General features: G+C 37.7%; 14 protein-coding genes. 6 read left to right on the top strand and 8 right to left on the bottom strand.

Annotation, left to right across the window (positions count from 1 at the left end):
- The first annotated feature begins 115 nt into the window (after nt 1-115).
- Nucleotides 116-535, top strand: coding sequence for a YhjD family protein (locus DES38_RS12260; protein ID WP_110251222.1), 420 nt, complete (start codon nt 116-118; stop codon nt 533-535).
- Here DES38_RS12260 and DES38_RS06120 read toward each other — a convergent pair.
- Nucleotides 472-1,014, bottom strand: coding sequence for a competence protein ComK (locus DES38_RS06120; protein WP_110251223.1), 543 nt, complete (start codon nt 1,012-1,014; stop codon nt 472-474). The genes DES38_RS12260 and DES38_RS06120 overlap by 64 nt on opposite strands.
- 176 nt (nt 1,015-1,190) lie before the next feature.
- Here DES38_RS06120 and DES38_RS06125 point away from each other — a divergent pair, with 176 nt between their 5' ends.
- Entirely contained in the window at nt 1,191-1,643 is a 453-nt protein-coding gene (locus DES38_RS06125; protein ID WP_110251224.1) for a DUF3939 domain-containing protein, read from the top strand.
- A 37-nt stretch (nt 1,644-1,680) separates the two neighbouring features.
- Here the strand turns inward: DES38_RS06125 and lplA are convergent, their stop codons facing one another.
- The 5 genes from lplA to DES38_RS06150 all read right to left on the bottom strand — a co-directional run bounded on the left by lplA (nt 1,681) and on the right by DES38_RS06150 (nt 7,152).
- Nucleotides 1,681-2,676: a lipoate--protein ligase gene (lplA, locus tag DES38_RS06130; protein ID WP_110251225.1), complete on the bottom strand. Its 996-nt coding sequence runs from the start codon at nt 2,674-2,676 to the stop codon at nt 1,681-1,683.
- Between the two features lie 17 nt (nt 2,677-2,693).
- The gene (locus tag DES38_RS06135) at nt 2,694-3,425 is read right to left on the bottom strand and encodes an MBL fold metallo-hydrolase (RefSeq protein WP_110251226.1); all 732 of its coding nucleotides are present in this window, start codon (nt 3,423-3,425) and stop codon (nt 2,694-2,696) included.
- A gap of 66 nt (nt 3,426-3,491) precedes the next feature.
- Nucleotides 3,492-5,720: a transglycosylase domain-containing protein gene (locus DES38_RS06140; protein WP_245881970.1), complete on the bottom strand. Its 2,229-nt coding sequence runs from the start codon at nt 5,718-5,720 to the stop codon at nt 3,492-3,494.
- A 98-nt stretch (nt 5,721-5,818) separates the two neighbouring features.
- A complete protein-coding gene (gene liaF, locus DES38_RS06145) occupies nt 5,819-6,565 on the bottom strand; it encodes a cell wall-active antibiotics response protein LiaF (RefSeq protein ID WP_110251227.1) in 747 nt (248 codons plus the stop codon).
- A gap of 284 nt (nt 6,566-6,849) precedes the next feature.
- Nucleotides 6,850-7,152 carry a hypothetical protein gene (locus DES38_RS06150; RefSeq protein ID WP_110251228.1) on the bottom strand — a complete coding sequence of 101 codons (303 nt, stop codon included), beginning with the start codon at nt 7,150-7,152 and terminating at the stop codon, nt 6,850-6,852.
- Nucleotides 7,153-7,561: 409 nt separating this feature from the next.
- Between DES38_RS06150 and DES38_RS06155 the strand changes: the two genes are divergently transcribed.
- Nucleotides 7,562-8,740 carry a M20 metallopeptidase family protein gene (locus DES38_RS06155; protein WP_110251229.1) on the top strand — a complete coding sequence of 393 codons (1,179 nt, stop codon included), beginning with the start codon at nt 7,562-7,564 and terminating at the stop codon, nt 8,738-8,740.
- A 306-nt stretch (nt 8,741-9,046) separates the two neighbouring features.
- Here the strand turns inward: DES38_RS06155 and DES38_RS06160 are convergent, their stop codons facing one another.
- Together DES38_RS06160 and DES38_RS06165 are read right to left on the bottom strand one after the other, a co-directional pair.
- Nucleotides 9,047-10,261, bottom strand: a complete 1,215-nt coding sequence (locus tag DES38_RS06160; RefSeq protein ID WP_110251230.1) for an ABC transporter permease — start codon at nt 10,259-10,261, stop codon at nt 9,047-9,049.
- Complete coding sequence (locus tag DES38_RS06165) at nt 10,258-11,001, bottom strand: ABC transporter ATP-binding protein (protein ID WP_110251231.1); 744 nt, start codon at nt 10,999-11,001, stop codon at nt 10,258-10,260. The genes DES38_RS06160 and DES38_RS06165 overlap by 4 nt, the downstream gene beginning before the upstream one ends.
- A 281-nt stretch (nt 11,002-11,282) precedes the next feature.
- Between DES38_RS06165 and DES38_RS06170 the strand changes: the two genes are divergently transcribed.
- From DES38_RS06170 to DES38_RS06180, 3 genes are all read left to right on the top strand, one after another.
- Complete coding sequence (locus tag DES38_RS06170; protein ID WP_110251304.1) at nt 11,283-11,708, top strand: HIT family protein; 426 nt, start codon at nt 11,283-11,285, stop codon at nt 11,706-11,708.
- Nucleotides 11,709-11,815: 107 nt separating this feature from the next.
- Complete coding sequence (locus DES38_RS06175) at nt 11,816-12,334, top strand: tryptophan transporter (RefSeq protein ID WP_110251232.1); 519 nt, start codon at nt 11,816-11,818, stop codon at nt 12,332-12,334.
- Nucleotides 12,335-12,583: 249 nt separating this feature from the next.
- Nucleotides 12,584-12,940, top strand: a complete 357-nt coding sequence (locus DES38_RS06180) for a YtxH domain-containing protein (protein ID WP_110251233.1) — start codon at nt 12,584-12,586, stop codon at nt 12,938-12,940.
- Nucleotides 12,941-13,055: the final 115 nt, after the last annotated feature.

Genomic DNA, 13,055 nt, shown 5'->3' on the forward strand with positions numbered 1-13,055 from the left:
CCCGAAATGCTTAAAGATTAATACAATTTCTTTTTATAAAATAAGAACACAGGTTCTTATTACGGTTATATATATGTTAAAATAGGGCTATAAGTTCTTAAGAGGAGGAACTATCATGCTGACAAATACTAACGCGAAAAAACTACTCTCAGACTACTTATTTTTATCATTAACTTTGGATAGGATAAAAATCGAGTTAAGATCAATTGAATTCACGAATGAAATTGAACTTAAAACCCCCTACAATATTTGGCTGGAGAATTGCGAGTATATCGGAAGAACACAACGACGGCAAATAATAAATCTTTTAAGCACACACGAATATGACGTCGTTCTATTAAAACAAAACGACGTCTTTTCATCATATCTATTTAATTTCAATGGTCATAACGAACAACGAGATTATTTTAATCCCGTATTAGAACAAAAAATCAATCTTGCTTTTTTAGAAATTAAGGAAACTTCAATAACTTATAAAGGTTGTTTCCACAGTCCTAAAGCTTTGAATACCATTTCTAATGCTGCTTTTTGTTGACCTTGTTTTAAGTGTTCAGACAAGATGAATCGGTATTGAGCTGTCTTATGCACCTGATTGTTCATGACGCCTTTTGAAGTTGGAACATATATCTCTTTTCCGTTTCTAAAGAGTAATCGAGTACCTCCAAATTCGCCATCTAAAACTTTTCTAATATGTGAGTGTGAGAACCAAGAACATGATGTATTTGTGGGTGATTCGTTTGGGAAGAAGAACATGTTGTAGAGTGAGCTAACTGCAATAGGGGCTTTACTGGTGAAGTCACATAATAATTTAGCGCCATCATTTCTGGAAATCATTTCTTCTCCGTATGATTGGCATGCTTCCTGCACTAATCGATGTGGTGGTTCCTCCACCGTGACTGTTGACTCATTTTCTTCATCATAAATCATCGTCTGCCACTTCCCATCAATTTCAACCGGAATAAGTGCCATAGTCGAGTCAGAAAGAAGATACGTCTTATTTTTAATCAATGCCATTAACAACTTTCCCTTCTAAGAATATTATAGGATTAATTCCCTATTCTTTTACATTATACATAATTTCGAATAATAATCAAACTAAAATTCAGAATAATCTTAAAAACATTTCAATCGCAATGAAAGCGCTTTTTTGGTATAATCAGAATAGACCTAACTTGAAGGGTGGTAACACAATGTGGAAGCTATTTAAAAAGCCCAAAAACATTGAATATCCCGTTAAAGACATCTCAATGCATGAATTAAAACAAGCAATCAGACAGTATATAGATCAACTCCCCGATCACGTTCCACTGAGTACATTAATCAAAGACGATTTAAGTATAAATTATCAAGAATTAGCCCCTTTTTTGAAAGGCATTCCAATTAAAACCTACTACATGTCTAAGGAAACTTATGATTTATTTGATGAAGATGAAAAACACCTTGCAGAAGATCATGATTATATTCAAAAAGCTGTTGATCAGTATATTGGACTTTCAAGTGAACTACCTGTCATACATGGAGACCCTTATTTGAAGGTGAGCTATCATAAATTAATGCAACGTGGACTCATCAGTTATCGCCCCCATGCCGAATTTTTTATAAACGGAAAAGACCATCTAGTCACAACTACTCGACCTAAATAAAAGACTTACAAGATAAGTCTTGTAAGTCTCACGTCTGTTAATATACTAATTCAATCAGTTCTTCTTTTGAAATTTTCCCTAGATAATATGGTACGTCAACATCAGCTAAAGCATCCTCTATCGACTCTCTTTGATACTTCGTATCAATCAATGCTTCTTCAATTACTTCAACATCACCAATGCCAAAGAAATCACCATAAATCTTGCAATTTTTAATAAAACCTTTTGATACATCTAAACGTACGTCTACCAATCCTGCAGGGAACTTGTGTGATTTTTGGATATCAAATTTCGGGGACTTGCCGAAGTTCCAATCCCAATTTTGGTAACGTTTTTTAGATATTTCATGAATAGCTTTCCAATCTTCTTCGGTAAGTGGGTAACGAGGGATATTCTCCAAATTATCCACATTAAATAGATGTTGTAAAAGATGCGCTTTAAATTGTTCCATCGTCATGTCTTCTTCTAGAAATTCAACAATATTAGCTACCCGACTACGAATAGATTTAATCCCTTTAGATTTAATTTTTTCGGCATTTACATTTAATGCAGATACGACATTTTCAATCTCTGAATCAAACATTAATGTTCCGTGACTAAACATACGCCCACGTGTGGTAAACTGTGCATTCCCAGAAATTTTTCGGCCATTGGCAAGTAAGTCATTCCGACCACTGAGTTCTGCTGGTACACCTAAGTCTTTTAGTGCTTCAACAACTGGTTCAGTGAACTTCTGGAAATTGTGAAAACTATCGCCATCATCTTTCGTGATAAAACTAAAATTCAAATTTCCTTCATCGTGATAAACCGCGCCACCACCAGAAAGACGGCGAACAACTTTAATATTATTTTCATCAACGTATTTAGTATTAATTTCTTCTACGGAATTTTGGTTACGTCCAATTATTATAGAAGGACGATTTATATAAAATAATAAATACGTATCTTCTTCACCAAAATTATTTAACACATACTCTTCAATCGCTAAGTTAATGTACGGATCTGTAATGCCTTCATTATCAATAAATTTCATTTACATAGCCTCCACTTTTATAAATTCACTGTTAAACCGGATGAAGCAAGTACAACTTTTCCTGAATAGTATTTTTTTGCTTCTTCAACTAACTGCTTACGCTCACCAAAATGTGGATGATGGCTAAGGACAAGCGTTTTAACCCCAGCAGCACTAGCAATTGAGCCGCATTCCTGACTATTCATATGGCCTGCTTTCATGCCATCTTGACCTTCATAGAAGTTACAATCTGTTACTAACAGATCTGCTTTTTCGCTAAAAGTCTGAAACTCTTCTTTAAAGCTTGAATCGGCTGTGTAAACAAAGGTATGCTCTCCATCAGTGATTCGCATCGCAAAACAGCGTACGGGATGATCAGTTTCCATAAAGGTAATCGTAAAAGGACCCATCATAAGCGTTTGATTCGGATCATAGCGTCGACCATCCGTAAATTCATGTGAAAGTTTATCAAAGGCCGCTTCATCATAAGGATGTCCGTAAATCGGTAAGCGCTTATTACCATTCCTAATGCCATTTTGCACAAGCATTTGATACTGCAATACACCTACATCGGCAATATGATCTTGGTGATAATGCGAAATGATAACCGCATCAAGATCGTATGGATCTGTATATTTTGGTAGTTGACCTAACGCGCCACTGCCACTATCAACCAACAACTTAAAACCATCTTTCTCAACTAAATAACTAGATGTTGCTTCATCTTGTTCAGGATAAGCACCCCAAAAACCAATAACTGTAATCTTCACACATACCCCTCCTTAGTTTGGTAATAGTTTAACATATTTCAAGAGAAGACACAGCATCTTCCAACGCTAATCAAAGAGCGATAACATCGCCACATTTGAACGTTCGCCAGCTTCATTTGTTAAAGGATTAAACGGTTCAACATAGAAACGTGTCATCTGTAGAATTGATGGACGATTTATCGTATAACTCCCTTTTCCCTCTGTTTGACCTACTAAACGTGTACCTTCTTCAGTCACTTGATATATCCGATAAATAATCCGGTCATCATCGCTAATCGACCATGTTAACTCTGCTTGAAAGAGATTAAAACCACCCAAGCTAAAATCAACGGATAAATCTTGAATCCGGGGCAGTTCAATTGGTTCAGGCAGATCCTCAACACCTTGTGGTTTTACGAATTCTACACCAAAAGGATTTATTTCATTTACACGTGTTAAAATACCTTTTGTTAGTTCCGTTGCTTGACTACTTCCTGCCGTTAAATAGTGGGCATCATCACTGCGATCATAGCCAATCCACGTTGCTGTTACAAGCTCCGGTGTTAAACCAACAAACCATGCATCTTTTGCTTGTCCAGCCACAACTGGATGTTGTGTTGTTCCGGTCTTGCCTGCAAGTGCGCCAGAATATTCACCGACTGAACCCGTTCCTTCACTGACGACTCGCTCTAACATTTCTAAAGTATACCATGTTGACTGTGCACTAAATACATTCGTTGAATCACTATCGACTGTGTCAATTTGCTTCCCGTTTCTGTCCACTAGTTTCTCAATAGTCATTGCTTTGTTGAAACTTCCTTCGTTTAAATACACACTGTATGCATTAGCAACATCAATTGGTGTATACCCTTCGGTTAAGCCGCCAAGAGCAATTGCCAGCCCGTCATCAGGCAGTGACAAGTGCATGCGACTCAAATACTGTTTACTCTTTTCAATCCCGAGCTGATTCAATAACCAAACCGCTGAGGTGTTTTTAGATTGTGTGAGTGCTTCAACCATTGAAACTTCACCCTGATACTCACCATTTGCATTTCGAACAGTATAGCCTTCAATAGCCCCTTGTTCATCCCATAACAGACTGTATGGGTGGAAACCTTCTTCGAGCGCAGGTGTGTATACTGCTAGCGGTTTAATCACCGATCCTGGTTGCCGCCGCGTTAAGGCTTGATGTGTTTCACCAATGGTATAATCACGACCGCCAACGATTGCTTTTACTTTAGCCTCGCTCGGTTCAAGCATTACAACACTAGCTTCAATCGCATCGTTTGATCCTTTGAAATACGATGCCTTTTGAACTTCTTGATAAGCTGTTTGTTGCATTGTTTCATCCATGTGTACCGTGATGGTATAGCCGCCACGCTGTAACTCACTGCGAGTAATATTGTAGCGTGCTTCTACCTCTCTAATCACTACTTCTAAATAGTCATCTAAGTAGGGCGCAATAGCCGTTGGCTGTGTCTGCACACCCAGACTTTTCCCTTCTAAACGCAATAACTCTTCGGTATCAAGATAACCAACTCGCGCCAATTGACCAAGGACAACATTGCGGCGAGCAAGTGCTCGCGTCTCATCAATATAGGGCGAATAAAGATTCGGTCCTTTAATCATTCCGGCAAGCATTGCACCTTCGGTGATTGATAGCTCCTCAACATCCTTACCAAAAAAGTAGTTGCTTGCTGTCCCAACGCCATGAATACCGTGCGCAAAATAAATTTCATTTAAATACAGCGCAAGTAATTCATCTTTGGTATAGTTTCGCTCTAAATATAGGCTTGCCATGACTTCTTTTGTCTTCCGCATCCAGGACTGCGTTTGATCAAGAAATAGATTTTTACTTAACTGTTGCGTAATCGTGCTTGCCCCTTCAACTTTATCAAGGGCTATGATATCTCGGTAGACAGCTCGTAAGACTGAACGGAAATCCACACCTGCATGGTCATAAAAACGTTCATCTTCGGTCGCTAAAAAGGCTGTCACAACATGGTCTGGGATGTCATCTAACGACACCAACATTCGGTTCTCGGTATACAATCTACCTGCGAATGCTCCTTCTTCTGTCACAACCGTAGTTGTTGCAGGAAGAACCATATCACGCTCGTTTACGACTAAGCCTCCACCATATATAATGAGACTAAAACCAATCACACTCAAGAGTGTAATCGACATCAACATGACAAATAACCACTTTAGCCATGTATGCTTTATTAATGCACTGAAGCCTTGTCGCATGTATTTATTTTGCTTACTTAACCACTGATTGATTTGCTTCATTACTGTGTTAACTTTCTTTTGCATAACTCCACCCCAATTCAAACCAACATACGTTGACATTACTACTTATTATACGGGAGTCAAGTGAAAAGAAAAAGTTAAAAGTCTTTACTTTAGATCCGTTATGACACCTGCTCAATTCGAACCGAACCTGCTTTTAATTTAATGTTGATGGTTAATTTCTGCTCAGCGTCACCAAAATCACTTGATTCATAAGACAGCTTACGATTTACCCCTTCGGTGTGTTGGTCAGCAACATGAATTTCTCCTGCCTTCACATCTACTTCCGCTTTAAACGCCAAGTCTTTAGGCATGATAAAATACACCTCACCAGCTAGACCTTCAATCGTTATCGGAATATTTTCGTTTGGCATCACGGCCTTAGTGAAGTCGTAATGATGTTCACCGACTGCTTGCCAGATTTGGATGGGTTTCACATTCCAACTGCCTTTAAATGTTGTCTCACCAAGGTCCGCATCGGTTTGATGAAATCGATAATTATTCATGTTCTTATGATGATAACGCTTCTTATAACGTTTGGTGAACCCAAGTGCACCAAAGCCCAAAAAGATTAACAGCAGTGGCCATAGTTTGTAGACATCTAAGAAGCCAAAGCGAATATAACCGATTTCACCGGCCACTAATGCACTCCCAAAGACAACTAAAAAAATCGGCACACTAAAGCCATTAAATCCTTTAAAGGCTTTGATTAGCCAATGAACACCTAAAACAATAAAAAAGATTGCATACGCATAAGGCCACCAACGATCTAAATCAAACGTAAGTACATTCAAGTTAACGAGTAACATCACGATACCCAGTCCAATTAACACCAAAGCAATTAATGATTTAAACAGGCTATTTTTCATTCATGTCACATCCTTCATTTATAATTTTTCTCTTTCTAGTATACCCGAGATTTGGGGGAATTATACACAAAGATGGTGAAGGGTTGCTGTACGTTTCTTACTAAATGCAGCATCTATCGTGAAGGTTCTGATTAAACACCTGTAGCCTCAAAAATAATTTAATCTTAAGTACACTGAAATGCTTGACGTAAACATTCCAATCCTACCTGGTTATGTTTAATTTCAAACTCTATTATCCACGTTTTATTTTCATAAACGACCACATAACTCTTCCTTTATAATCTTTATTCACTTTTGTTTGTTGAATTTTTCTTTAATGACTTTTGTTTATTCACTCGATATAAGAGACGTGCCATTAATGTAAGCGCGAGAGCAAACAAGAAATATGGCGGATTTTCATTATGAATAAGAGAAAATAAGAACAATATGGGGAATGCTATACTAAAAGGGATTAGCATACTTAATTCCTTAGAAAGGTTGAACTTTTTATAAAGCACTAAATAGCTAATGATAGCGGTTAGCGTCACTGTAATAACTCCAATTATGACTTTAACTAAATCTGATTCAAACATATAAGCTTGAGCCATTAATATCCATCCCCCTTTCGACTAGACAGAGTTATCATCTATAATGAATTCACAACTAGATAATCTCCGTGTATCATAGGTTTCGAAACTTGGGAATAAATCCCTCTTTATAATGATGTCATTTATCGTGACTTTATAACGAGCTATCTATCGCTAAGACGAATCGTGGTTTACCTCTAAATCAAATGCAATTATTAGCTTATGCTATTCTTTTAACACAAAAAGACGGGAAAACAGAATTTCATAAAAATAAACTTGAAGAACAATTTAATATTTCAAAATAAAAAAGTTATAAACTTTATATTTCTTGAAACGGTATGAGAAATGAAGTGACAGTGGTATTCGTGTTATAATATGAACAACATAACATTTAATGTAAATATATTCTATTTGTGAAGGGGTTTTTTTAATGATTGAACAATTACTTTCAGCGGTTGATCAAGCTTATGATGAAATGGTTGAGATTCGCCGCTTTCTTCATCAACACCCAGAACTGTCATTTAAAGAAGAACAGACGCAAAAGTATATCGCCGACTATTATCAGCGATTAAATATTACGCATCAGACCCACGTAGGTGGCTATGGTGTTGTTGCAACGATTGAAGGTGCTGGAAACGGGCCACACCTTGCTTTTCGTGCGGATTTTGATGCGTTACCGATTCAAGACCAAAAGGCTGTTGATTACCGATCGACAGTAGCGGGTGTCATGCACGCCTGTGGTCACGATGGTCATACGGCAATCTTATTAGTAACAGCAAAAATCTTGCATCAACATAAACATGCTTTCAACGGAAAAATCACGTTCATTCACCAGCCAGCAGAAGAACTTGCACCAGGCGGTGCAAAACCGATGATAGAAGCGGGTTGTCTAACTAATGTTGACTACGTTTTCGGTACGCACCTCTGGTCTGGTCTCCCCGTCGGGACCGTGCATACATCGAAAGAAGCATTCATGGCTGGTGCTGACCGCTTCGAGATAACCATTAATGGTGTCGGTGGGCACGGCGCGATGCCTCAAGAAACAAAAGATGCTACCGTTATTGGCGCTGCCCTGATTAGTCAGCTCCAACAAATTGTTAGTCGGCGCCTCAACCCAATTGATACAGCTGTCCTTACCGTCGGCACCTTCCACTCTGGGAGTGCCTTCAATGTTATTAGTGGTGAAGCAAAGCTCGAGGGAACGGTTCGTACCTTTAACGATGATGTGCAAAGGAAAATCATTTCCGAAATGGAAGCAATTATCGCCGGGATGGATAAAAGTTACGGGGTGACAACAACGTTTAATTACACCACTGGCTATCCACCCGTAATTAATCATCCAAATGAAGCAGCAACTGCGATTGCTTGTGCTAAAAAAGTCGACACGGTAACGGATGCACGTTTCACGACACCAACAATGACTGGTGAAGATTTTAGTTATTATCTCCATGAAAAACCTGGTGCGTTTTTCTTTACAGGTGCTCAAATCGAAAATAACTTTTATCCACATCATCATCCTCGCTTTGATTTTGATGAACGAGCGATGTCAATTGCGGCGAAAACATTTATGCAGTTAGTCGATCATTATTTAATGAGTACCCATGCTTAATAGGTTCATAAGGTGAACGTAAGATCACTTTGTAAGCAGTCGTTGTACTAAACCTCCTCACGAACAAATTTGGTGAATGACGAGGTGCTTGTATCACTTCCTCTAAAGCTATCTTATGTAAAAAGTTGCACAGCGATCTATTTTGCAGATACTCTACGAGGGCCACTTACAACGGCATACCAAAAGACCCACTGCTTCATGCAATGGGTCTTTTTGTTACGAAATAGCTACCTGACTGGCAACTTTCAGCAGGCAATCCATGCTAAATCATTACTATTTGTTATTATTGTATGTCTTCAATATCCCTCAGGTGTTATTCAAGATTAACTTTCTCGGTAAGTACATGTTCACAAATAGAAAAACGAATACATACGAACTGATACCAACAATTAGTCCTGACCAACTACTTAACTGCACCATTGTGACGACCAGATAGACACTGGCCGTGATTGATAGCAAGCGCAAGATAAGGCTTGCTAAAGCCTGACGTTGTAGTTCGCCACTTACTGGATAAAGATCTAGCCAGATTAAGGTGCGGTGATGATACCATAAAGACAACAGTTGAATCCCAATCAAATAAATGAATAATAAACTTAGTACCACAGCTAGCCATGCTATTGTGGTATAGTAAAGCGCTAAGCCACCAATAAATGATAAACGCACAAAAATGCCTAGATAATCCTTCGAACGCATAAAGGTCAGTTGATATAAGTAGCGATACGTATGTGTTTGTCTGATAGGAAAATGCTGTGTAAATAGACGAACCATAAACTTCCGTTTTTTAACCGTCGTTGCAAGCTCGGGTACATCAGTAAATAGACTCGCTATTCGGTAAAAGACTTCTTTTCTCCGTTGATCATTCTCAATCAATAAATCAAGTGCTAAGACATGTTTCAGACTATAGCTAAGTAAACTGATGATCAGTATCCCGAATAAGAGAGCACTAAATATGATAGCAAGTGTTATCCCTGAAAGCACACTATAAAAGATAGCAACTTGAACGAAAAACCTCAAAAAGCGTTGATACCGTTGTACCTCTGTATGACGAATGCGTAGAATAAACCAATCGACTGTAAACTGAATCAACTTCGTAATAACAAATAGACTAATCAGTGCTGTAAACGATACCGCATGTTCCCTGATATGGAAAAGAGGCGCCAGCACACCTATAACCAAAATTGATAAATAACTTTGCACCATCAAACTGTATAGTAATCCTCTGATAAAATAACCCGTCAGTTGTTCTTGTGCTGGCAATAAGAAAACAATATCCGCTTTTTTTAACATAAACTGCATCGGATTATAAAGAACTACTAAGCTTAAAATAATACTAATAACAGCTGCAACCGGAAAATAATCGGGTAATGCATTTAAAAATGATTGATAGAAAACAGCACCAGCCGCTACAAGAAAAATTAAAGCAATCGCAATATGACCGTTAAAGATATATTGTAAATAACGGACTGACTGCTTAACATGATCTTTAAAACGATCGTTAAACAACTTTTCACCATCCATCATTCATCCGCCTCGCTTTTGGTCAGCATTAAATATAAATCATCTAATGAAGCGTTTGGCTGCTGAAACGACTCACGTAATTCTGAAAGCGTCCCTGCTGCTTTCACTTTACCTTCGTGGAGCAAGATAAAGCGATCACAATACTTTTCAGCAGTTGCTAAAATATGCGTTGACATTAACACACCCGCACCACGGTTTTTTTCTTTGACCATTAAATCTAAAAATGATTGAATTGCCAATGGATCTAATCCCACAAACGGTTCATCAACAACATATAGTGCAGGTTCAACTAAAAAGGCACATAAAATCATTACTTTCTGCTTCATTCCTTTTGAGAAATGAATTGGAAACCAGTGCAACTGTTTCTCTAGCCGAAAAGCTTTTAACAAGCCCGGTAACCGTTCTTCATACATTTTTTCATCGAGTCCGTAGGCCATTGCTGTCATACGTAAATGTTCAGCTAGCGTCAATTCTTCATATAACACAGGCATTTCTGGTATATACGTGAAGTTACTGCGGTAACGTGCTTTGTTTTGTCTATACGTTTGACCAAGCAATTCAATTGATCCCATTCTTTCTTCCATTAAACCAATGATGTGCTTAATCGTTGTACTTTTCCCTGCACCATTTAGACCGATTAAACCAACAATTTCACCCTTGTTAATCTCAAAAGACAAATCATGTAACACATCACGGTGATTATAGCCACCCACTAGGTTTTGAATTGATAATAGTGATTGCATGTTTCTTCCCCCAACTCTATCGTTAATAACCAAATAATGAATAAATTATAGTAAACGGCAACAAACTCAGATAAACGAAGGCTGCACCTTAACCAAAGTTTACCCATCTTGTTATTGAAATGCAACCAAATACAATCTTCAGTAATACACCCCCTTGCACATGTTCGACGTTCTTAATCATAATTCATACATTTCGTTCTTACCTGAAAGCTCACCATTTGATAACACTTTAATTCATGGTAAAATAAGAAGGAACAAATCAGAAAGGGAGCGGATTAATGATGACACACTCAGATTGTATTTTTTGCAAAATTTTAAACGGAGATATTCCTGCTGCTAAAGTTTATGAAGATGATGATGTCTTTGCTTTTTTAGATATTAGTCAAGTCACAAAAGGCCACACCTTAGTGATCCCAAAGACACACGTTAAAAACATTTATGAAACCAACGCAGATATTGCGGGTGCCTTGTTTAGTCGTGTACCAAAGATTACGCGGGCACTTGAAGAAGCCTTTGATCCCGTTGGCATTAACATCTTAAGCAATACAAACGAATTTGCTGGTCAGTCTGTTTTCCACCTGCATTTGCACCTCATTCCACGCTATGATGAGTCTGACGGATTTAAATCCCAGTGGATTACACATGGTGAAGATTATTCATCAGAAGACTTAGCAACGATGGCTAAAACAATTAGTGAAAAAATTTAAACTTTACAATAAAGGATAATATGTTATACTTTATAGAAATATTCGCGTTTGGTCATGAGGACACAAACGGAATAAAATAGTTGAGTAGAGATGAGGAGAGTTTAGTTATGAAAACAAAAGATTTAGTATTACTCGCATTATTTATGGGGATTGGTGCCGTGCTTCATATTATTGCCCCACCGATTTTATTCGGTATGAAACCAGATATTATGTTACCGATGATGTTTCTAGGTATACTATTATTCCCTAAAGCAAATTACGTACTTGTTCTAAGTGTTGCAACTGGTGCGATTTCAGCATTAACTACATCAGCACCCGGTGGACAAATTTCAAATTTAGTTGAAAAACCAATTACAGCCTTTGTGTTCTTTTTTCTATTAATGATTATTCCAAAACAGGCTAACAAAAAAATTATTGCGCCTATTCTTGTAGCAATCGGAACCATTGTGAGCGGCTCAGTTTTCCTTGCGATGGCATTGTTCGTGATTGGTCAAATGGGTGGCTCATTTCTTGCTTTATTTGTTGCCGTTGTCTTACCTGCTACCTTATTCAACGTTGTCTTTACAATCATTTTATACCCAATCATTAATAACATCTTGGCTCGTTCACAGATGACATTCGCTTAAAAATAACTAAGATTTTAAAAGCATTCAAACAAATAAATCTGTAAGAAGGGAGATCCAGTTATTTGCTGATCTCCCTTCTTTTTAACTAAACCCAGTTTTTGATTGCGTTTTCTGTCCCTTTAATCCTCAGAAATCATAAATTTGATGAATAAATCCTTCTAGACAATAAAAAAGTCAGTAATTATAGGTTTAAAAGGGACGGAAAAAGAGAAAACATAATAAAGATAAGAGAAAAGGAGTGTATCAACTATGGGTAAAGCAAAATCAGTATTGATTGGCTTACTAGCAGGTGCCGCAGTAGGCGCAGCTGGGACATTACTAAGTGCACCACAATCGGGGAAAGACACACGTCAAAGTATAAAAAGACAAATGGATGACATAAAAGCATCCATCGAAAAAGTAAAAATTAATGGACAAATTCTCTCAGAACAAATAAAAGCAACTTCAAAAGAAGGCGCTGAATTAATCAAAGATCTTTCTAAAGAAATGAAAACATCGATTGATCATTGGAAAGAAACGATGGAACCTCATCAAGAAAACATTCAAATTTATTTAACACAGATTGAAGATCGATTAAAAGAACTTGAAGAACAAACCACACAATAGCATTGAGCGAGAGGCGCCTAATTAGACTCCTCTCGCTTTTTATTTCGGCATAACTACCTCTCTTATATTAAAGTCTACTTTGCTTATATATGACCTCTTGCTTCTCAAATTACGC

Origin of the sequence: Streptohalobacillus salinus, from assembly GCF_003201605.1 — a bacterium.
Lineage (GTDB): Bacteria > Bacillota > Bacilli > Bacillales > Amphibacillaceae > Streptohalobacillus > Streptohalobacillus salinus.